General features: G+C 52.6%; 21 protein-coding genes. 13 read left to right on the top strand and 8 right to left on the bottom strand.

The annotated features are described in order from the left end of the window. Both B2Z72_RS17490 and B2Z72_RS17495 read left to right on the top strand, forming a co-directional pair. On the top strand, positions 1 to 567 hold a 567-nt coding region (locus tag B2Z72_RS17490), incomplete at its 5' end, for an amidophosphoribosyltransferase (RefSeq protein WP_414716711.1). Positions 568 to 588: 21 nt separating this feature from the next. Next, positions 589 to 1803 (top strand): O-succinylhomoserine sulfhydrylase, encoded by a 1215-nt coding sequence (locus tag B2Z72_RS17495; protein WP_296983524.1) that lies wholly within the window; start codon positions 589 to 591, stop codon positions 1801 to 1803. A 78-nt stretch (positions 1804 to 1881) separates the two neighbouring features. On the opposite strand, the gene B2Z72_RS17500 is transcribed toward B2Z72_RS17495, so the two are convergent. Both B2Z72_RS17500 and B2Z72_RS17505 read right to left on the bottom strand, forming a co-directional pair. Further along, positions 1882 to 2268 (bottom strand): carboxymuconolactone decarboxylase family protein, encoded by a 387-nt coding sequence (locus B2Z72_RS17500; protein WP_296983526.1) that lies wholly within the window; start codon positions 2266 to 2268, stop codon positions 1882 to 1884. 162 nt (positions 2269 to 2430) lie between these two features. Then, entirely contained in the window at positions 2431 to 2784 is a 354-nt protein-coding gene (locus B2Z72_RS17505; RefSeq protein ID WP_296983527.1) for a MerR family transcriptional regulator, read from the bottom strand. A gap of 172 nt (positions 2785 to 2956) precedes the next feature. Here B2Z72_RS17505 and B2Z72_RS17510 point away from each other — a divergent pair, with 172 nt between their 5' ends. The 3 genes from B2Z72_RS17510 to B2Z72_RS17520 are packed head-to-tail and all read left to right on the top strand — an operon-like array spanning position 2957 to position 6881. Beyond that, positions 2957 to 3889 (top strand): AAA family ATPase, encoded by a 933-nt coding sequence (locus tag B2Z72_RS17510; RefSeq protein WP_296983528.1) that lies wholly within the window; start codon positions 2957 to 2959, stop codon positions 3887 to 3889. After that, positions 3889 to 4878, top strand: a complete 990-nt coding sequence (locus B2Z72_RS17515) for a DUF58 domain-containing protein (protein ID WP_296983529.1) — start codon at positions 3889 to 3891, stop codon at positions 4876 to 4878. The genes B2Z72_RS17510 and B2Z72_RS17515 overlap by 1 nt, the downstream gene beginning before the upstream one ends. Beyond that, positions 4878 to 6881, top strand: a complete 2004-nt coding sequence (locus B2Z72_RS17520; protein ID WP_296983535.1) for a DUF3488 and transglutaminase-like domain-containing protein — start codon at positions 4878 to 4880, stop codon at positions 6879 to 6881. Before B2Z72_RS17515 ends, B2Z72_RS17520 begins: the two co-directional genes overlap by 1 nt. 24 nt (positions 6882 to 6905) lie before the next feature. Here B2Z72_RS17520 and B2Z72_RS17525 read toward each other — a convergent pair whose 3' ends face one another. Continuing rightward, positions 6906 to 7553 (bottom strand): DUF6436 domain-containing protein, encoded by a 648-nt coding sequence (locus B2Z72_RS17525; protein WP_296983536.1) that lies wholly within the window; start codon positions 7551 to 7553, stop codon positions 6906 to 6908. Positions 7554 to 7751: 198 nt separating this feature from the next. On the opposite strand from B2Z72_RS17525, the gene B2Z72_RS17530 reads away from it, so the two are divergent. From B2Z72_RS17530 to B2Z72_RS17545, 4 genes are all read left to right on the top strand, one after another. Next, complete coding sequence (locus B2Z72_RS17530) at positions 7752 to 8558, top strand: thioredoxin family protein (RefSeq protein WP_296983538.1); 807 nt, start codon at positions 7752 to 7754, stop codon at positions 8556 to 8558. Positions 8559 to 8713: 155 nt separating this feature from the next. Continuing rightward, positions 8714 to 9691 carry a GGDEF domain-containing protein gene (locus B2Z72_RS17535; RefSeq protein WP_296983540.1) on the top strand — a complete coding sequence of 326 codons (978 nt, stop codon included), beginning with the start codon at positions 8714 to 8716 and terminating at the stop codon, positions 9689 to 9691. A 110-nt stretch (positions 9692 to 9801) separates the two neighbouring features. Beyond that, entirely contained in the window at positions 9802 to 10836 is a 1035-nt protein-coding gene (locus tag B2Z72_RS17540; protein ID WP_296983541.1) for an NADP(H)-dependent aldo-keto reductase, read from the top strand. 128 nt (positions 10837 to 10964) lie between these two features. Next, positions 10965 to 11243 (top strand): hypothetical protein, encoded by a 279-nt coding sequence (locus B2Z72_RS17545; RefSeq protein WP_296983543.1) that lies wholly within the window; start codon positions 10965 to 10967, stop codon positions 11241 to 11243. 34 nt (positions 11244 to 11277) lie between these two features. Here the strand turns inward: B2Z72_RS17545 and B2Z72_RS17550 are convergent, their stop codons facing one another. Both B2Z72_RS17550 and B2Z72_RS17555 read right to left on the bottom strand, forming a co-directional pair. Further along, positions 11278 to 12600 carry an NAD(P)/FAD-dependent oxidoreductase gene (locus tag B2Z72_RS17550; protein WP_296983545.1) on the bottom strand — a complete coding sequence of 441 codons (1323 nt, stop codon included), beginning with the start codon at positions 12598 to 12600 and terminating at the stop codon, positions 11278 to 11280. After that, entirely contained in the window at positions 12597 to 13958 is a 1362-nt protein-coding gene (locus B2Z72_RS17555) for an MATE family efflux transporter (RefSeq protein WP_296983547.1), read from the bottom strand. Before B2Z72_RS17555 ends, B2Z72_RS17550 begins: the two co-directional genes overlap by 4 nt. A gap of 141 nt (positions 13959 to 14099) precedes the next feature. Here B2Z72_RS17555 and B2Z72_RS17560 point away from each other — a divergent pair, with 141 nt between their 5' ends. From B2Z72_RS17560 to B2Z72_RS17570, 3 genes are all read left to right on the top strand, one after another. After that, the gene (locus tag B2Z72_RS17560; protein ID WP_296983549.1) at positions 14100 to 14654 is read left to right on the top strand and encodes an elongation factor P hydroxylase; all 555 of its coding nucleotides are present in this window, start codon (positions 14100 to 14102) and stop codon (positions 14652 to 14654) included. A 12-nt stretch (positions 14655 to 14666) separates the two neighbouring features. Then, a complete protein-coding gene (gene rhlB / locus B2Z72_RS17565) occupies positions 14667 to 16070 on the top strand; it encodes an ATP-dependent RNA helicase RhlB (RefSeq protein ID WP_414716370.1) in 1404 nt (467 codons plus the stop codon). Positions 16071 to 16151: 81 nt separating this feature from the next. Continuing rightward, positions 16152 to 16709, top strand: a complete 558-nt coding sequence (locus B2Z72_RS17570; RefSeq protein ID WP_296983550.1) for a hypothetical protein — start codon at positions 16152 to 16154, stop codon at positions 16707 to 16709. Here B2Z72_RS17570 and B2Z72_RS17575 read toward each other — a convergent pair. The 3 genes from B2Z72_RS17575 to B2Z72_RS17585 all read right to left on the bottom strand — a co-directional run bounded on the left by B2Z72_RS17575 (position 16684) and on the right by B2Z72_RS17585 (position 19353). Further along, the gene (locus B2Z72_RS17575) at positions 16684 to 17454 is read right to left on the bottom strand and encodes an alpha/beta fold hydrolase (protein ID WP_296983553.1); all 771 of its coding nucleotides are present in this window, start codon (positions 17452 to 17454) and stop codon (positions 16684 to 16686) included. The two genes, B2Z72_RS17570 and B2Z72_RS17575, sit on opposite strands and share 26 nt — an antisense overlap. A 26-nt stretch (positions 17455 to 17480) precedes the next feature. Then, entirely contained in the window at positions 17481 to 18200 is a 720-nt protein-coding gene (locus tag B2Z72_RS17580; protein WP_296983554.1) for a TorF family putative porin, read from the bottom strand. A 103-nt stretch (positions 18201 to 18303) separates the two neighbouring features. Next, the gene (locus tag B2Z72_RS17585) at positions 18304 to 19353 is read right to left on the bottom strand and encodes a M14 family metallopeptidase (protein ID WP_296983555.1); all 1050 of its coding nucleotides are present in this window, start codon (positions 19351 to 19353) and stop codon (positions 18304 to 18306) included. 56 nt (positions 19354 to 19409) lie between these two features. Here B2Z72_RS17585 and B2Z72_RS17590 point away from each other — a divergent pair. Continuing rightward, a partial coding sequence (locus B2Z72_RS17590) for an ABC transporter transmembrane domain-containing protein (RefSeq protein ID WP_297005436.1) occupies positions 19410 to 20039 on the top strand: 630 nt, incomplete at its 3' end.

The raw sequence follows: 20039 nt of genomic DNA on the forward strand, positions 1-20039 counted from the left end.
TACCGCGAAGGCTTTATGAAGAACCGCTACATTGGCCGTACCTTCATCATGCCTGGACAGCAACAGCGGAAGAAATCAGTTAAGCAGAAGCTGAACGCGCTGGATCTGGAATTCCGCGGCAAAAATGTATTGCTGGTCGATGACTCTATCGTCCGTGGTACTACTTGTGAGCAGATCATTGAAATGGCCCGCGAAGCCGGCGCCAATAAAGTGTATTTCGCTTCAGCCGCACCTGCCGTGCGCTACCCGAACGTGTATGGCATTGATATGCCGGCCAAAGAAGAATTTATTGCCCATAGCCGCACGACGGAAGAAGTCGCTGCAGCAATCGGCGCTGACTGGCTGGTTTATCAGGATATCGAAGATCTGATAGCTGCCTGTATCGAAGGCAGTAAGTCCAAAGTGCGTGAATTTGACTGCTCTGTTTTCAATGGTGAATACGTCACCGGTGACATTGATGATGCGTATTTTAACCGTCTGTATGAACTGAGAAATGATGCCTCCAAAGGCAAACGTGCAGCAGTGGAAAATGTCGCCATTGATCTGCACAACGAAGCCGAATCCTGATTCGGGGTGGATTGAAATTAGATGAAAGATTTTTCCGAATTTAACGACCGGTACCAGTCAGACCTGGAAGGTTGTTCGTTTGAAACGCTGGCTGTTCGCGGTGGTCAGGTACGTACGGGTGAATGCGAACACGGCGAGCCGATTTTTGCGACCAGCAGTTACGTATTTAATTCAGCTGCAGAAGCGGCAGCACGCTTTGCCGGCGAATCTGCCGGTAATGTTTATTCCCGTTATACCAACCCAACCGTGCGGACCTTTGAAGACCGTCTGGCTGCTTTGGAAGGCGGTGAAGCCTGTGCGGCAACGTCTTCCGGTATGGCAGCCATTTATGCAGTGGCGATCTCACAGCTGAAAGGTGGTGATCACCTGATCTGTTCTGCCAGTGTGTTTGGCAGCACCATTAAATTGTTTGAGGCCTATCTGCGTAAATTTGGCGTTGAAATTGACTACGCCGATCTGGTGGATCTGGATGACTGGCAGAGCAAGGTAAAAGCCAACACCAAAATGTTGTTCCTTGAATCGCCGTCTAATCCGCTGAATGAAGTAGCAGACATCCGTGCGCTGAGCGACATTGCCAAAAAAGCCGGTGCTCTGCTGGTTGTCGATAACTGCTTCTGTACACCTGCGATTCAGCAACCTTTATCTCTGGGTGCTGATCTGGTCGTTCACTCGGCGACCAAATACATTGATGGTCAGGGTCGTTGCATGGGTGGTGCAGTGGTCGGCAGTAAAGAAGAAGTCGACAAAGTCATTGGTGTGCTGCGCTCGGCCGGACCAACCATGAGCCCGTTCAATGCCTGGGTATTCCTGAAAGGTCTGGAAACGCTGAAGTTGCGTATGAAAGCACACAGTGAAAATGCTATGGCGCTGGCGCAGTGGCTGCATGATCATCCAAAAGTCAAAACCGTTAATTACTGTGGTCTGCCGGATCATGCCGGTCATAAACTGGCCAGTGAGCAGCAGTCCATGTATGGCGGTGTATTGTCGTTTGAAGTGGTTGGTGGTCAGGAAGAAGCATGGAAGGTAGTTGATGCTACACGCATGATTTCCATTACTGCGAACCTCGGTGATACCAAGACAACCATTACCCATCCGGGCACAACAACGCATGGAAGATTGTCCGAGGAAGAGCGCCAGAAGGCCGGTATTTCTCAGGCGCTGTTGCGTGTGGCCGTAGGTCTGGAAAGCATCGAAGATATTCAGCGTGATCTGGCCCGTGGTGTTGATGCGCTGTAACCGTCTGTTTTAATTCTGCTTATCAGTGCAGATACAAACGTTTAAATCCGCCGCAGCTATGGCTTCGGCGGGATTTTTTTATGCCTGGAGAATGCCTCGCTCAGTGAATACGGCCTTGGCCTGGAATATGCCGTTCAATGCTGCAGGAAACCCGGCATAAACAGCCATTTGCAGGATGGTTTCGGTGATTTCCTGTTGAGTGCAGCCTACGTTCAGGGCGCCGTGCAAATGCACCTTCAGTTGCGGCTGGCAGTGACCCATCGCTGTCAGTGCAGCGACGGTAATCAGTTCCCGCGTTTTAAGATCCAGGCCGGGTCTTGAATAGATATCACCTAACGGAAATTTAATAATGTAACGGGCGAGGTCCGGGCAAATATCCTTTAAGGCTTCAATAACCTGATGACCCTGAGCGTCATCTATTTCGTTCAGTTTAGCCAGACCGTTGTTAAAACGTTCACTCTTCATTATCTGCTCCTGTCCTTGACGGACTGTTTCCTGTCATTGCTCATCTCCCGATGTACTTAACCGGGATTATTGATTTGCTGTTGCTGGCAGGGTGTTTGTTAACTGGATTAAAGGAAAGCCAGAGCAGTCTGAGGGTTAGAGCTCACTCTAAGTCAAGCGCTGTTATATCTGTTCTTCGTACCAATGGATTTTTCCGGTCAGCGCTTTCAGGTTCTGCCGTTCTGCACGTATTCGTTGTTCCAGACGAACTCTGTGTTCTGTGAGAAGCGTCAGGCGTTGTGCCATGGTGGCATTACCTTCCTCTCTCAGGTGCGAATAATGCAGGATTTCCTTAATAGGCATACCTGTCTCTTTCAGGCGATTGATAAATTGTGCCCACTCGATATCGGCATCCCGGTAGTTACGATGACCCGCTTTGCTGCGCGCTATATTCGACAGAAGACCGATTTTCTCGTAGTAACGAAGTGTGTGGGCAGACAGCCCGGTACGGTGTGAAAACTCAGTAATATTCATCATCTTCTCCTTACAGTATGAATTGCTCTGACGGTTTGTCTGGGTGTCTGGCAGAGTGTCCGGAAGGTCCCTGATTTGTTTTAAAAATGTGATATCCGTGCAAAGTTATTTCTTCAGCCTTTGGCAGCCCGCGTTAAGTTGATTATCCTTAGCGAAACCCAGTCAGGAACCCGATATGTCACTGCCTATCGCATCGATTGTCAGTCAGCTTAATCAAGTTATTCTTGGTAAAGAAGTGCAAATAAAGCTGTCTTTAACCTGTTTGTTAGCCAAGGGGCACCTTCTTATTGAGGACTTGCCTGGAATGGGCAAAACAACGCTCTCACACGCACTGGCGGGAACCCTGGGCCTCAATTACAAACGCCTGCAGTTTACTTCCGATTTATTGCCGGCTGATATTCTCGGCGTCAGTATCTTTGAACGCGATCCGGAATCTGACCGGGGCACATTCCGTTTTCACCCAGGCCCTGTTTTCAGTCAGGTGTTACTGGCGGACGAAATTAACCGGGCAACGCCTAAAGCACAAAGTGCTCTGCTGGAAGCCATGGAAGAAGGACAGGTAACAGTTGAAGGCGAAACCCGGCCATTGCCCCAGCCATTTTTTGTTATCGCGACGCAAAATCCGGTCTCTCAGTCAGGTACTTTTCCGTTGCCTGAGTCGCAACTCGACCGTTTCCTGATGTGTATCTCTCTCGGTTATCCGGATGAGCGTGCGGAAAGGGCATTGCTTGAAGGCGAAGACCGTCGTGCACTGGCGAATAATATTACGCCGGTGATTAATGAAAAACTGTTAGCCCAGTTACAGGGATTGGTCGGTAAAATTAAAGCCTCATCCAGTGTGCTGGATTATCTGCAACGTATTATCGCCTTTACCCGTTACGAAGGTGGTTACCAGTATGGATTATCCCCACGTGGCGCTCAGGCGCTGTTGCGGGCGGCAAAAGCCTGGGCGCTGGTCGACGGAGAAGGTAAGCGTAATTATCTGTTGCCGGAAGACATTCAGGCGGTGTTGCCTTCTGTTATCGACCACCGTTTAGCAGACGCCGCTGACGGCGGTGGTCACAGCGTTTCTCAGTCAGTGTTGGCTTCGGTACCGGTCCTGCTCTGATGTTCACCCGCCTTCGCGAAAATCCGTGGCTGAGAAAACGTCTGGATCGCTGGCTGGATAAACGTATCCCGCCAGCAACCGACGTTACCCTTGGGCATAAATCGATTTTTATCATGCCAACAAAAGCGGGCTGGATGTATCTTGCTATGCTTGTGCTTTTGCTGATTACTGCTATCAATTATCAGAATAGTCTGGTTTATGCATTAACCTTTTGGCTGTTTGGTCTTGGGGTTGCTGCGATGTTGTTTACTTATCGAAATCTTGCAGGTCTGAGTCTTCAGGTTGGGCATGTAAATCCAGTATTTGCCGGTAGTGTCGCTACTCTTCCAGTTCGAGTGTCAGTTTCTGGACAACGCCTTCTTCAAGCAATTGGTATTGGGTATCCAGATAATAGCGAAATAATCATAGATGCCGTACCGCAGGAAGACAGAGTTTTTGATGTCAGTTTCAGGGCAATGCAACGTGGATGGCTGAATCCAGGCAGAATTCTTATTGAGAGCCGTTTTCCGCTTGGGCTTTTCCGTGCTTGGAGTTGGGTCCGTCTAGACTTTAAAAGCGTCGTCTATCCTGCACCTGAGATGACGGAATTTATTTTTGCCAGCGGTGAGGTCGGGGATCAGATTCCGGGAGTTCCCTCAAGAGAGGTTGGTCAGCAGGATTTTCAGGGACTTCGTCGCTACCAATCGGGTGATTCAATGAAAATTATTGCCTGGAAGCAGGTCGCGCAGGGGCGTGGTATGGTCAGTAAAGAGTTCGACCATGATGAAGGCGCCTTATGCTGGTTGGACTGGAGTAATCTTCATGGTACGGACATAGAGACCAGGTTATCTCGCCTTACTGCCTGGGTTTTGGAGGCGCATCAAAGACATTGGCGCTACGGGCTTCGAATTCCCGGCGCAGAGTGTTTACCTGATAGTTCAGATGGTCACCGGGATAACTGTCTTAAGAAACTTGCTCTCTATGATATTCCACTGGAAAGGGAGTTGTAATGAACGACGTTCAGATCCCCAGACAGGCTGTAATCTGGATTTTACTGGCTGAGTTTACTGCTGTTTTACCCCATGGAGTACATCTTCCCTTGTGGATGTGGGGGGGCGTTGCATTTGTATTTATTTGGCGCTGGCTGTGTCACCTGGGGCGTTTATCGTATCCGGGGAGGTTGGTTAAAGTATTTTTTATCGTCTGTTCAGTTGCCGCGTTGTATGCATATTTTGGCCGACAGTTTAATCTGGAAATTGCCAGTGCTTTTTTAATAGAAGCCAGTTTGCTGAAGCTGCTGGAGATGCGGTCCAGAAGAGACGCATACGTCGTAGTATTCCTTGGTTTCTTCGTTCTGTCGGTAGGTTTTCTTTTCGAGCAGGGAATCCGTGCAGCTATTGTCGGTATCTTTGCTTTATGGGCGCTTGTGAGTGCGCTTATATCGCTTCATTTCAATCCCAATACTTCGGATAGTCATTTTATTGAAACAAGCAGGGCTGGTCGGTTAGGGGCGATGGTATTGTTGTCGTCATTACCTGTAATGTTGGTTTTCTACATGTTCTTCCCTCGTATAGCGCCGCTTTGGACGTTTAATTTACATGCTAAAGCGCCATTGACGGGCTTGTCGGAAACAATGTCTCCAGGTGATATCTCACGTCTTGGGCAATCAGCAGAATTGGCATTCAGAGCGAGTTTTGACAATGCTGAACTTCCCTCACGAGGCGAACTTTACTGGCGCGCAATGAGTCTGGATACATACGATGGAAGGGTCTGGAGGCAAAACCCTTTGCGCCCAGATAAGTTGTGGGCAGGAAATCCAGCATTGGATAAGTATCGTGTTGGGAAGCCGGTTGGCTATGAAATCATTCAGGAGCCTACCCAGGAGCGTTGGTTGTTTTCGCTGAAAAATTCGGTCCCCGTTGAACGTGGGACCGGGCTGACGGTAGATGGTATGATCGAGTACAGAGAGGCAGTGTTCAATCGCAAACGCTACCGGCTGGAGTCTTATCCTGAAGATATTCTTGAAAAAGATGCCATCAGTTCGCGTGTATCCAGTCTGAATCTCAAGCTTCCTCTGGACAGCAATCCTCGTTCCCGCCAGTTAGCACAAGAAATTCGCTCGTCCAGTGCTTCGCCTGAGTTATTTATTCAATCAGTATTGCGCTATTTCACTACCGAACCGTTTTTTTACACACTGCGCCCACCCGTGTTGGGGGTAAACGATATCGATCAATTTCTCTTTGATAGTCGACGGGGGTTTTGTGAGCACTATGCCGGGGCTTTTGTTTTCATGGCGCGTGTTGCCGGTATTCCAGCGAGAGTTGTTACTGGGTATCAGGGCGGAGAGTGGAATGACGAAGATAAATTTCTGACGGTTCGCCAGTATGACGCTCACGCATGGGCAGAGGTTTGGATACAGGGACGTGGTTGGGTAAGGGTAGATCCAACTGCCGCCGTTGCCCCGCAACGAATCCAGTCGGGATTGGAAATAGCTGTTGAGGATGAGGGTAGTTTTCTTCAGGATTCGGGTTTTTCAGCGCAAAAATATAAAGGGATAAACTGGATCAACGCTTTGCGCATGGAAATGGATAGTCTTAATTATTATTGGCAACGTTGGGTCCTGTCTTATGATCAGGATACCCAGAAAAGTCTTCTGTCCCGCTGGTTTGGCTTTAATGATGTGAGTCGGATGTTGAAAATATTGGCCGGTACTTTAGTGGTTTTCTTCTTGCTCGCGGGTTTACTACTCTGGCTCAAAACCCGCTCTCCGCGACGTTCTCCTTTTATGCGCCAGTGGCTGGCGTTTACGGCTAAAGCGCAGGCTCAGGGGTTCAGTATGACGGGCGATGAAACACCGGCTATGTTGCTCGATAAAATAGCGGCCGGAAAACCTGCGTTAAAGGCCCGTCTTAAATGGTTGGCCAACGAGATGAATCTGGCGCTTTATCGTGATGATCAGGAACCGGATAAAAAGGTGATCCGTGAACTTGCAAAAGTACGTCGCCAGCTATGATTTCTGTTCTCTCCAGTGTTCTGGTTATTGGTCGGTTGTTGGCCACGGGCAGAAACAACCGCTGCCGGCGACGTTAACGAAAGGGCCGTAACCGTCGCTGGCAAGGGAGCGGACAATGTTTGGAAAGAAATCATCGTTGGCGACGGTGCAGAGTGCGCCAAAACCGTAAGCGCCAAAATAGCCAAGTTTCCCCTCAGCTGAATACAGTGCCAGCCCCGGGCTTGCCGGAATGTTTAAATCCTGTGGTGCGCGGATCACCTGCAATCGTTCACCGTTCAACTCTCTGAAGCGCTGTAACTGCTGATCGCTGACCGTTGGTGCGGCCATAACCACCACACGCAGCTGCTCGCTGGTAAAACTGTGCACTAATAAATCGAAGTGTCGCTGACTCACCTGATTGCACAGGCAGTCAGGGTTCCAGAAATGCAGCAGTGTGACACTTCCGTTCTCACCCGGCAGGTTCGGATACAGTGCTTCCAGCAATGGTGCTGCCTGGCTGGCTTGCCAGAATCTGGAGTCATCGTCAGCGGTCAGAAAAGGGCGGATATTTTGCTGCTGGAACCACCATAATCCGGCGAGCGTCGCTGCCAGCCAGATAAAAATCAGTGCGGAAAGCAGGAAGGTTTTACCGTTGCCGGTCATTTGGCTTGGGATCTGATGTGGTCTGGTCATCACTGGCTCCACTGAATTGCCCACATTATAACGGATGGGCGAATGGCTGCTATCGGCAACTGGCGGGGCTTTGTTTTACATCACTAAAGCAACGATAATAGCGGTGCCAGACCGTCGGGTGTGTTTCCTTTATGCGTTATGACGATGGTTAACAATCGCTTATAAATTATCCACGGAGGCAGTCCATTGCAGGACACCTTGTCCGCTCTGAGATTTCAGGGCCGCAGAGACAATTTTTACGCTCTGCTTGAATCTGCAAAAGTACCGGTTCTGGTTGAATTCGGTGCCACTTGGTGTGCCCCATGCAAAGCTCTGCAGCCGCTGCTGGATAACGCCCTGAGTGTTTACCCTGAGCGCGTTATGCTGATTACGGTGGACGCCGGTGCTGAGCCTGAACTGGCACAGGAGCAGGGTGTCAGTACTTTGCCGACCGTGCTTCTGTTTCGTGGTGGTAAGGTTGTCGACCGAATACACGGCGTTCTCTCGCAGCAACGGTTAGGGGACTTTCTGCGTCGTCACTCAACGGATCATGAATCCCCTTTACTGGTAAAAGCGTCTGATGCTTTGCAATCGGGGCAGAGTGCACTGGCACTGGAGCTCTGTCGCCAGGCTTATCAGACGTCGCCTGGCAGGGTTGAGGCTTTGCTTCTGCTTATCAGGGTATTGGCAGAGCGGGCAAAGGAAACCCGGGATGGGGCTTATATCTCAGAGGCCGAAGACGTTCTCAGCAGCAGTCCGGCGACGTTGCAGCGCCATCCCAAAGTTGCGCAGTGGCGCAGTCGTTTTTGGTTTCTGCGTGAATGTGCAGAGGAGGAATATCTGCCGTATCTCGAACTGATTACCCAAGGATCTTCACCTTACCTGCCGAACCGGCTGTTGCATGAGTTTATGGCAGCCACTGGGGAGCAACGCCAGGCTGCGCGCACACGGCTTGTGCAATTACTGGATACGATGGAAGACCGCCAGCTGGCCAGCCGCTATCGCCGGGCTTTGTTTTCCAATTGATTTATACCGTTATCTTTAAGTGTAATTAAATATAACGAAGATGGCGATACAAAAACGTAACTCTATAGTTATCCGGTAATTTTATTCAGGCGTTAGACTTGGTTATTCCCGGTTCTGCAACTTTCTCAGCAGAACCCATCACTGCCGCAGCGCTTATGTCTGATGCCAAACACCAATTGCCTGGTTCGCCATTTTCGTTTGCCGGTATTCAGCGCCGGCTGCGCAAGCTGATCAGCGACCCCGATAAATCCGACCAGGATATAGAGGATGTCGTCCGCCAGGATGCCTCCGTCTGGCGGATTCTGTTCGAAAACTCCAATGAAGGTGTTGTTATTCTCAATCGGGAAGGGCGGGTTATTGATGCTAATCCGGCGTTTGCCATCATGCTTGGTTACCCGCGCGAAGAGGTTTATCAGCTGCATGTGTGGGACTGGGAGGTCATCGCTGAACAGCAGGAAATTTTGCGTATGCTCGGCGATCTCAGACCCACTGGTGAAATTTTCGAAACCCGTCACCGGCGCAAGGACGGACGTGTTATCGATGTCGAGCTCAAAAATACATCGGTTTGGTACGACGGGGAAAAGCTGATTTTTTGCCTGTGCCGGGACATTACAGAGCGTAAAGAGACAGAGCGGCGGATGCAGCAATTGGTCAGTACGGATGCGCTGACTGGGCTGTTAAACCGGCGCGAATTCTCACGCCTTATGGAACATGAGCTCAGTGAAGGCGCACGTAACAATGCTGAGGTTTCGGTGTTGCTGCTCGATATTGACCATTTCAAATGCATCAATGACCGTTTTGGGCATCATGTTGGTGACGAAGTGCTGATCAAGGTGGCGAAAAGTCTGCGTATCACGGTACGGCGCAGTGACTGTATATCCCGCTGGGGTGGTGAAGAGTTTCTGATCCTGTTGCCATCCTGTGGTCTTGAAGACGCAGTGCAGATGGCTGAAAAACTGAGATTGAGCATCAGCCACATCCAATTGCCTGACGGCCATTCTGTGAGTGTGAGCGTAGGCGTGGCCGGATGGTTGGTGGGGGAAACCTCGATGGAATTCATCAAAAGGGCGGATGCCGCGATGTATCAGGCGAAGGCAAATGGCCGGGACCGGGTTTCGTGGACTTCAGTCTGACTTATACCGTTATCCATTTTAACCGATTAATACTCTCTGTTCTGTTACGCTGACTTCACTAATTCGCTGCATTTTGCATAATCGTGGAACATTCACCGTGGACAGAGATTATGCAAACACGTCGTCTTGGCCAGAACGGCCCGGAAGTTACTGAGCTGTGCCTGGGTACCATGACCTGGGGCCAACAGAACACCGAAGCCGAAGCTCACGATCAACTCGATTATGCCCTCGGTCGTGGCATCAATTTCATTGATACCGCCGAAATGTATCCGGTGCCGCCAAAGGCCGAAACTCAGGGGCTGACTGAGCAATACATTGGCAGCTGGATTAAAAAGCGTGGCGGGCGCGAAGATTTTATTCTTGCCACCAAAGTGGCCGGTCCTAACCGGGGTATGGAATACATCCGTCAGGGTCCGGATTTCACCTCAGCCCACATAGAGCAGGCAATAGACAGCAGCCTGCAGCGTCTGCAGACCGACTATGTCGATCTGTATCAACTGCACTGGCCTTCACGCCATACCAACTATTTCGGTCAGCTTGGCTACCGCCATGTTGATGACTCCGGTGTACCGTTTGAAGAAACCATTGGCACACTGGTGAAGTTGATGGAGCAGGGCAAGATCCGCCATTACGGCCTATCCAATGAGTCACCATGGGGCACCATGAAAATTCTGCAGGTGTGTGAAAAGAATGGCTGGCCGAAGCCGGTCAGTATTCAGAACCCTTACAATCTGCTGAACCGCAGCTACGAAGTCGGTATGTCCGAGGTATCACACCGCGAAGGTATCGGACTGTTGGCGTATTCGCCGATGGCGTTTGGCGTGCTGAGCGGGAAGTTCCTGAACGGCCAGAAGCCGGAAGGTGCCAGGGTGACGCTGTTTCCGCGCTTTACCCGCTATTCTCAGCCTCATGTCGATGAGGTTGTTGCCAAATATGTGCAGATTGCCGAACAGGCAGGGCTTACGCCGGCGGCGATGTCACTGATGTTTGTGACGCAACAGCCATTTGTTACGTCCAATATTATAGGTGCGACCAGTATCCAACAGCTGGAAGAAAACATTAATACTGCCGGACAGCGCCTGAATGCTGAGGTTCTGGAGGCACTGGATGCTGTGCATCTGGTTCACTCCAATCCCTGTCCCTGATCGGTGCTACCGCAGCCGGTTTACGCTAGTGTCCGCTCCCTCAGCTGGAGCGGACACTGCGGCCATTTCTGGACTTGGATTGGCGGGCAGGTATGATGACGCCATTAATCAGTTAATGGCGGAGCCTTATGAAAGCCCTGATGACCAAAGTATTCTGGCCCATCCTCAGTCTGTTTGAATCGAACTCCGATTCCTCAACGTACAAGCCTTCACACCGCACCATTCTTATGGTCGTTGGTATCCTGTTTGTATGTTTAAGTGTAATTTCTGGCTGGACTATGTCGGCAACCGGGGAGATCGCAGCGCTGTTGCCTATTGGTATCTTCTTTATGGTTGGTCTGGTGGCCCTGATCGTCGGCTGGTTGGGCACAGATGGTGCTGTGGCCAAAATCTGGGGTAATCGCTGATTATCCGTGCTTCAGCTGTGTGGCATTGTTTTCATTAACGGACATCAATGCCACCTGATTCTTTTGGCTTGTCTTTCGGCTTGTTTTTTAGGTTGTCTTTCAGCCAGCTGACGGCGGAGCGTCCGGCATGTCTGCCGGTTGCGAAACAGGCGGTTAATAAATAGCCGCCTGTTGGCGCATCCCAATCCAACATCTCTCCTGCAACAAAGACCCCGGGCAGCGCTTTCAGCATCAGTCCCGAATCCAGCTCAGAAAACTGAATGCCACCGGCACTACTGATGGCCTCATCTATCGGCCTGGTTGCCTGAACCAAAGGCATTGGCATGGCCTTTAATGCCGAGGCAACGGCGTTTGCGTCATCACGGTTCAGCGACGGGTAACACTCCTGCAGTAAGGCATTGGTGATTGTCGGCAGGCGGAATTTTTTGCGCAGAACATTGGCAAAGCTCATCCCTTTTCTTGGCTCGCGCAGCTTTTTCTCAACCTGCTGCAAATCCGTGTTGGGCAGCCAGTCGAGTATCAGCCGGGCATTCTGTGGATCGTGATTCAGGCAATCGCGCAGGGGATTGCTCAGGGCGTACACCAGACTGCCTTCCACGCCGTAGGCGGAGATAATAAATTCACCGGTGCGTTGCTCGCGGTTTCCATGGCTGTCGCTGACACTCAGGGCAACCTGTTTGAGTGGTGTGCCGGCGAATTTCTGCTGCATAAAGTCACTCCACTCCATCTCAAAGCCGCAGTTGCTGGCCTGCAATGGCGTGATCGCGATATCAGCGGCAGACAGGGGGGATACCCAGCTGCCATCGCTGCCCAGTTTGGGCCAGCTGGCACCGCCGAGGGCGAGCACAACGCAGTCGAAGTGACGCTTAACCTTGCCATCCGGCGTAGTAAATTCCCAGATCAGCTGCTCGTTTTCCCTGGCCCAGTCAGTCCAGCGGTGACGGGTGTGAATCACAATGCCCTGATCACGCAGGCGCTTCAGCCAGCTGCGCAGCAGCGGCGCCGCTTTCATGTCTTTGGGAAAAACACGGCCTGAGGTACCGACAAAGGTTTCAATGCCCAGTCCGTGAATCCAGGCGCGCAGATCGTCAGGTTTGAACGCGTCCAGTGCGGGGCGCAGATGACTTTCTGCGCTACGATAGCGTTTTACGAACTGCAGGTAGTCTTCTGAGTGGGTGATATTCATACCACCGATGCCAGCCAGCAGAAATTTACGCGCCACGCTTGGCATTGCATCGAACACCTCAACGTTTAACCCAGCCTGGGCGAATTGCTCCGCCGCCATCAGGCCGGCGGGGCCTGCACCAATGACCGCTATGCGTTTACCGCTGCCGGGTGGGGTGTAAGAATCTGTCATAGGTATTTGGACGCCTGTAGCTGCAGGGCGCGAACGCCGACTTTGTTCAGCCTGTAAGTCAGCAGCAGGGCTGCGGCGGTCAGACCGATCACCAGACCTGTCCAGAAGCCCTCGGCACCGGCCGGTGTTGGCTGTTTAAAGGCCAGCCAATAGCCAAGTCCCAGCCCCACCAGCCAATAGGTAATAAAGGTAATCAGCATGACGGCCAGTGTGTCGTGGTAGCCGCGCAGGGCACCTGCGGCGGCAACCTGAGTGGCATCCGACAGCTGAAAAACTGCGGCATACATCATCAGCAGTGTGGCGATGGTCACTACCGCAGGATCAGGCGTGTACAGTGCCGTCAGATAGCGCGAGAACAGCACCATAATGGTGGCGCTGAGTACGGCAAAAGCCAGTGTCAGGGCGATGCCAAGCCATGCCGTGGCGTAGGCAAGGTCAGGACGATCACTGCCTAACCAGTGGCTGACGCGTACGCTGAGTGCCATACCAATGCTGAGTGGCACCATAAAGGTTACTGATGTCAGATTCAGGGCAATCTGATGAGCAGCGACGGTGGCTGGGCCCAGATCGGTCAGAAACAGAGCGATAGCGGTAAAGAGTGTCACTTCAAAGAAAATGGCGATACCAATGGGAATGCCAATGCGCAGAATGCGGCGGATAAATCCGAAATCAGGTTTGTGCAGACGCTGCCAAAGATGAAAGTCTGCCGGCAAACGGCGTTTTGCGGTATTCATGGCCATGGCAACCGCCATACCAGCAAACACCAGGCTGGAGCCAATACCACAGCCGATGCCGCCGAGTGCCGGCAGACCAAACCAGCCGTATACAAACAGCGCGTTGAGCGGCACGTTCATAAGCAGGCCGGCGAGCATGATTCTTGTCACCTGCGAGGCGTCATCCTGAGCTTCGGCATAGTAACGGAAGGCAAGGAATATCCCGGCTGCCGGCATGCCAACGGCAATCGCCCGGGTATAGCCGGCGGCTATCTCTGCGGTTTTTTCATCTTCGACAATGCCTGGCAGCAGGGAGGACATAAACCATAGAGCCATTCCGGCGCAGACCCCGAGGGCAATGCCCGTCCACAGGGCAGCGGCCATAAGCTGGGGCAGTTCCTGCTGCTGGCGTGCGGCTTTGATCTTAGCGGTCATCGGCGCAAGTGCGACTAACACGCCGGCGACAAACAGCCAGACCGGCATCCACAGGCTGGTACCAATGGCTACGGCGGCCAGATCGCGGGTGCTGACATAGCCGGACATCAGAGTGTCGATGGTGCTCATGCCTACCTGGGCCAGTTGGGTTGCCAGAATAGGGGCAATCAGCTTCAGCAGTGCGCGCGCTTCTTGAGCTTTGAAGTTCATCAGAGTAGTGTCCGTGCCTGGTCTGAATCAGAGCAGGTACGCCGCAGATGCGCGGCAGGCCGTGGGTTTAAAAAACAGCGGATTGTGCCTGTTAGCTGACCATCAGGCCAGCTTTTATTTGAGTATTACCGACCTTTGACTATGACCGCCGAACTTCGTACTGACGACCTTATTCACTTATTTAACCGCCTGTTTCTGCCAAGCGAAAATACCTGCCTGGTCGCGGGTGATGACGAGCCTATCTATCTTCCGGCGGATAACGAACATCCGCATCATCGCCTTATCTTTGCCCATGGCTTTTATGAATCGGCGCTGCACGAGATCAGTCACTGGTGCATTGCCGGTAAAGAGCGCCGGCAGCTGACCGATTTTGGTTACTGGTATGAGCCTGACGGACGCAGTGCGGATCAGCAGCGGGCGTTTGAACAGGTCGAAGTTAAGCCGCAGGCGGTTGAGTGGCTGTTGTCGGTGGCCTGCGGGCGCCGGTTTTACGTCAGCACGGATAATCTCAACGGCGAACCTGAGGCAGTCGCTGCTGGTTTGCAGCGCTTCCGCCTTAATGTGGCGGAACAGGCGGAGGTTTATCTGCGTGATGGGCTGCCACAGCGGGCAGAAGTATTAAAAAATGCCCTGTTGGATTATTATCACCGACATAAAGAATTTAACGCGTATGAGTTCGCGTCTGAAAAGATCTAAACGGAGTCTCGTTTGTTTAAGAAGTTCATAAAGGCGGTTGGCGGGAAAGGGTCCCAGCCAGCGCCGGCAGGTGGCCAATCGAAAGGCGATAAGGCCAGTCATAGCGGCAAGCCAGCAAGAAGCCATGAAAATTCTGCCAGTACCGCCCCGAATACCCATAAAAAATCACGTGCATCCCACGAAAAATCGGATCGTTCCCGCTCCCGTAAGAAGTCAGCTGCAGCACCGGTTGCTGAGGAAAGTTGGTCTCTGAGTGACTTTAAAGTGCCGGAAGAAGCGGGCAAAACCCGTTTTCATGACCTTGGCCTGCCGGATTCCGTGATGCGCGGCATTCATAAGCTGGGCTTCACTTACTGTACGCCGATTCAGGCTGAGTCATTACCTGCTGCTTTGCGCGGCCGTGACACCATTGGTCAGGCGCAGACCGGTACGGGTAAATCCGCGGCATTTCTGCTGACCATCCTCAATCGTCTGCTGACGGATGTTCCGGAAGAACGTTTCGCTTCAGAGCCGCGCGCCCTGGTCGTGGCACCGACCCGCGAGCTGGCACTGCAGATTGGTAAGGACGCAGAAGGGTTGGCACGATATACCGGCCTGAACATCGTCACCATCGTTGGCGGTATGGATTATGAGAAGCAGAAGAAACAGCTGCGCAATCATGTGGTTGATGTTCTGGTGGCAACACCGGGTCGTCTGATCGACTTTATACGCAGTGAAGACGTGTTTCTGGATCAGGTCGACGTGCTGGTTCTGGACGAAGCAGACCGTATGCTGGACATGGGTTTTATTCCTGACGTGCGTCGTATCGTGCGCGCTACGCCACCTAAAGGTGATCGCCAGACACTGCTGTTCTCGGCAACCTTCAACTATGACGTTCGTATTCTGATTGATCAGTGGACGGATGATCCGTTGCAGGTGGTGATTGAACCGGAACAGGTTGCCACCGACCGTGTAGAGCAGCGCTGCTACCTGATTGCCGACAGTGATAAATACGATCTGCTGAAGAAAGTACTCGATGATGAACAGCCAGAACGCTGTATCGTTTTCGCCAACCGTCGCGATCTGACCCGTAACCTGTGCGATAAGCTTAATAAACAGGGCCATAAAGCGGTGCTGTTGTCCGGTGAGGTCAGCCAGGATAAGCGTATCAAAACGCTGGAAAAATTCCGTGAAGGTAAAGTGAATGTGATGGTCGCCACCGACGTTGCCGGTCGTGGTATTCACGTTGATGGCGTGAGCCATGTGATTAACTACACCTTGCCGGAAGACCCGGAAGATTACGTACACCGCATTGGCCGTACCGGACGTGCCGGAGCAAAAGGCGTTTCTATCAGCTTCATTTCTGAGGATGACGCCTTCGTATTGCCAGACCTGGAAAAATATCTGGGTATGAAGCTGCCACTGACTCAGCCCTGAGTCAGTCGTTTTGGAAAGCCTATGAACTGCAACCGCTGCAAATTGCTGCTGCTTTTCACAGGCTTCCGGGGTTTTTTTCGATTGCTATTTCAATTGCTGTTGCCTCTTCTGCTGCTGGTCCGGTCGGTAGTGGGTGTTCAGGCTGACGATTCCTTTCCTCAACAAACCCCTGCTAATCCTCTGCAAACAGCCTCTGCTGACGAGGTCACAGCACAATGGGCCGAACAGTATCTGCAGCGTACGCAGTCAATATTGCTTGATGGCAGTGACAGCGACCATGTGATGTCACTCTACTATTTCGGCAAGGCTTCTGGTCAGGCAGCAGAGCGTTATACCCTGATTGGTCTTGAACGTGTGCGCGGTGCCGAGTACCACCAATTTTTTACTTTGCTGGTATTCCGCGATCAAACATTGCTGGGTTATTACCGGAATGTGCCGTCGTTTCCGTCTGCAGTAAATGAGGATGGGAGGGTCAGGTTTCCGCGTGGGGTTAATGCTGTCTTGCAGGCAACGCTGAACGCCTGGAATATCACTCAGATTCACATAGGGCAGGAAGCCTTGTGTCAGACTGTTGGCCAGGCGTCAGATGGCGCAGAGCCGCAGCGGACCTGTGTCAGCTGGACGCCAGCCAGTTCTTAACAATCGCGTTGATTAACCATTCCGGGTCGTCCAGCGGCAGGTCATGGCCTGTGCTGTTGTGGCGTTCAATCGGTACCTGCCAGCGTTGTGCAATTTTTTCTGTGCAGCGTGGGGAGACCAGTCTGTCCTGCATGCTGACGTAACACCATGCTGGCGTCACCGGTGGCTGCAGTGGCCCGCGATAGCCGGATGCTGACAGAATCTGTATCAGCATATTGCGCAGGCTGAGTGGGTGGGTATCGGAATATTGCTGCCACACCGGCGCCAGTTGCGAGCTGTCCTTGCGGTTGCTGGTCCAGTAAAGGATGGGTTTCTCCAGACCTCTGCCAGACGCCAGATTGGCCACCAGACTGGCAAAGGCCGGTAAACGCATGCGTTGCCAGGGCAGGGAAAGGTTGCTGAAACTGGTGTTGATCAGATGCAGGGCTTTGACTTCCTGCGGATAAACCCGCGCCCATTCGCTGGCAATCATGGCGCCCATGGAAATGGCGCCGATGGTGACAGGTTTTCCCTGAGTTGCAGGCAGTACCTGTTGGCGGATATCTTCCATCATTGCCCGGATACCGCGGGGCGTCAGTTCCTGCCAGCGTTCGCCATTACCGGCAAGTTCCGGTGTCAGCAGCTCAATCGCTGGCTGATGGCGCTGCAGTGCATGCTCCAGCTGCCCGGGAAACTCCCCCCAGTGAAAGCGGCTGCGGATCAGTCCCCGGATCAGTATCCATTGTTCAGGGTTGCCAGGCATCATGAGCATCTACCGGTTATGGCAGTGAATCACCACAGGTTGAAGTAACGGTGCACGGCAAACTGAATAATGGTGCCGGCGTCATAGTTACCTTTCAGATTGGTCTTGTTCAGCGTCATGCGGAAGTCCCAGGGGCCGTAACTGTGGTTGGCGCCGATGCGGAACTGCCAGTAATCATCACGCTTGGTATCTTCAAAGAAATTGTAGTCTTCATCATCTACTTCCAGCCAGCGGTGCTGGGCGGTGTAAAAGTCAAAAGACAGGCTGTTTAACTGCCAGGTGTAGCCCAGTTCCAGCGTACGGAAACCAAACTGGCTGCCAATATAGTTGCCGGTTTCCCGCCAGCCGATGGTTACCGCATCGTTAATCAGCAGGCGCAGGCCACCCTCGGTGTAAGACTCGCCGTCAATGTCAGCGTCGCCCTGATACAGATAGCGGGTAGCAAACAGATCAAAGGCCAGGTAGTCGCCCATTGGCTGATAGAAGCCTGCAAAAAGGCTGTGTTCATAGGTGACGTGATCGTCATCGCGTTCCATGCCGGACGATGCAATACCGCCATACAGGCCGGTGTCGTCGGTCAGGGTCAGGCCTGCCTGTAAAGCAGGGTTACCTGCGGTCTGGCTGATGCCGTCACGGATGTATTCGGAAGTGACCCCAATATTGGCGTTCAGATCGGCGTGGGCATTCAGAGCTGCGCACAGTGCAGCGAAGGAGGTCAGGCGCGACAGCGCACGAAGGGATAACACCATGATATCTACTTGCTTTCCGTTGTAACTGTTCGGTTTCGGGGCGCTATCATACGATGTTTCGGCCCGGCTGTGGTGGCTTTGGCTGTTACAGGCGAAAAAAGTTTTATTTTTCTGCCTGATACCAGCGATCCAATGCAGCCTGTTCCCGGTGAAACTTGTCGCTGACCGTGGTTGGCGCCCAGGCAGGCATGCTGCGGACTGCCGACATCAGAAACTCAATCAGGGTGAAATGGCGGCGCAGTATGCGCCGGTGGCGGTGCGGCAGAATTGGGTTAAACAGGCTGTGATAGCGCAGCAGATGGCGTGGATTTTTCTTTACCCACAACCAGGAACCCATCTCCAGCGTCAGCGGCAGATACAGCCCGTCCGGCTGATGATGCATGTAATCGTCGTAGATGTAGTCCCACAGGTCGCCATGGGTGGTGTAACTGTGCGCCTGAGGCTCAAACAGATAAACATCATGGGATGGGTAGGTGGTTTCAAACAGTTCGGTCAGCGCATGTGCTTCGGCGATGGCCGGCCATGGCTTGACGCTTTTGGCATAGGGAAACCAGATGCGGTCTTTGTAGCCAAAACCTGAGTGGCAATCGAGGCTGATGCAATGTTGCTGGCCGGAAAGTGCGGCCAGCATGGTATCGACCAGGGCCTGGCTCTCTGGCTCCATAGGATCGTGCCGGCGCCCGCGGAACCAGGGTAAATGGCGGCTGATGCGCTGGCCTGCCACCAGCAGCGGAGGACGGCCTTCCGCATCCACAGGCGCATTGCGCATCAGATCGACACCGTTAGGGTTGGCGCGGCTGTTGCGCCACATGCCACCGGGGTTGACGATGGGGACGATCAGCAGGCGGATTTCCTTCAGCATTTCTGTGGCAACCGGATCCCATTCCAGGCGTTTCAGCAGCGTGCTGAGAAATGACAGTATGACCTGAGTACCGATGCGTTCGATACCGTGAACACCGCCGATCAGGGCCAGTGTTGGTACCTGTGGTGCGTTGGAGCCCATTTCCAGAACGTAAAACGGCAACTGAATATTGTTCTGCTCAATGTGCAGCGGAACAGAGACGCGCAGGTGCTTTTGCCCCAGTTCCAGCAGGTTTTCCAGCTCAATCAGTTCCGGCAGGGCTTTTTTAATTGGGTATGTCCGTTGAATCAAAGGGATCAGGTCCTTATTCTGCTCAGCCCAGTTAACACGATCTGAGTAACAGTTTAATGAAATCTTCGCTCCCATTGCCGGATGATATGCCGACCCGCTACCGCAGCTGGCATTGGGTAAAAACGCTCTGGCCTTATCTGATGGAATACCGTGGCCGGGTTCTGCTGGCATTACTCTGTCTGGTTGCAGCAAAAGTCGCCAGTGTGTCGATGCCGTTTCTGCTCAAATATCAGGTCGATCATCTGAGTATGGACGACAATTCTGCCATTGGCTCTGCCACCGCAGGGCACGCCGATGACTGGTGGCTGTGGTTTCCGCTTGGGCTGTTGCTGGCCTATGGCACGGTGCGCTTTATTAACGTACTGGCCGGCGAGTTAAGGGATCTGTTTTTTGGCCGGGTTACCGAGCGGGCGATGCGGCGCATGTCTCTGCGGGTGTTTGAGCATCTGCATGCGCTCAGTCTGGCCTTTCATCTGGACCGCCAGACCGGGGCGTTGCAGCGCGACATTGAACGCGGCACTCAGGGCATCAGTTTTCTGATGCGTTTCCTGATATTTAATATTATCCCGACCTTTCTTGAGCTGTTTTTTGTGATCGGCCTTCTGCTGGTTAATTACCCACCGGTGTTCGCCATTATCACGGCCGTGGCTGTGGTTGCGTATGTGGCATGGTCGGTGCGCCTGACC

This window comes from Thalassolituus sp. UBA6592, assembly GCF_002433655.1.
In the GTDB taxonomy this organism is placed as follows: Bacteria; Pseudomonadota; Gammaproteobacteria; order Pseudomonadales; family Oceanobacteraceae; genus Venatoribacter.

Bases quoted from the DNA above. Each gene is read 5' to 3' on its own strand.
- B2Z72_RS17500 (WP_296983526.1), bottom strand. From the start codon at position 2,268: ATGAAGAGTGAACGTTTTAACAACGGTCTGGCTAAACTGAACGAAATA.
- B2Z72_RS17505 (WP_296983527.1), bottom strand. From the start codon at position 2,784: ATGATGAATATTACTGAGTTTTCACACCGTACCGGGCTGTCTGCCCAC.
- B2Z72_RS17550 (WP_296983545.1), bottom strand. From the start codon at position 12,600: ATGACAGATTCTTACACCCCACCCGGCAGCGGTAAACGCATAGCGGTC.
- B2Z72_RS17580 (WP_296983554.1), bottom strand. From the start codon at position 18,200: ATGGTGTTATCCCTTCGTGCGCTGTCGCGCCTGACCTCCTTCGCTGCA.
- B2Z72_RS17495 (WP_296983524.1), top strand. From the start codon at position 589: ATGAAAGATTTTTCCGAATTTAACGACCGGTACCAGTCAGACCTGGAA.
- B2Z72_RS17520 (WP_296983535.1), top strand. From the start codon at position 4,878: ATGAACGACGTTCAGATCCCCAGACAGGCTGTAATCTGGATTTTACTG.
- B2Z72_RS17535 (WP_296983540.1), top strand. From the start codon at position 8,714: ATGTCTGATGCCAAACACCAATTGCCTGGTTCGCCATTTTCGTTTGCC.
- B2Z72_RS17515 (WP_296983529.1), top strand. From the start codon at position 3,889: ATGTTCACCCGCCTTCGCGAAAATCCGTGGCTGAGAAAACGTCTGGAT.
- B2Z72_RS17555 (WP_296983547.1), bottom strand. From the start codon at position 13,958: ATGAACTTCAAAGCTCAAGAAGCGCGCGCACTGCTGAAGCTGATTGCC.
- B2Z72_RS17545 (WP_296983543.1), top strand. From the start codon at position 10,965: ATGAAAGCCCTGATGACCAAAGTATTCTGGCCCATCCTCAGTCTGTTT.
- B2Z72_RS17560 (WP_296983549.1), top strand. From the start codon at position 14,100: ATGACCGCCGAACTTCGTACTGACGACCTTATTCACTTATTTAACCGC.
- B2Z72_RS17510 (WP_296983528.1), top strand. From the start codon at position 2,957: ATGTCACTGCCTATCGCATCGATTGTCAGTCAGCTTAATCAAGTTATT.
- B2Z72_RS17525 (WP_296983536.1), bottom strand. From the start codon at position 7,553: ATGACCAGACCACATCAGATCCCAAGCCAAATGACCGGCAACGGTAAA.
- B2Z72_RS17540 (WP_296983541.1), top strand. From the start codon at position 9,802: ATGCAAACACGTCGTCTTGGCCAGAACGGCCCGGAAGTTACTGAGCTG.
- B2Z72_RS17575 (WP_296983553.1), bottom strand. From the start codon at position 17,454: ATGATGCCTGGCAACCCTGAACAATGGATACTGATCCGGGGACTGATC.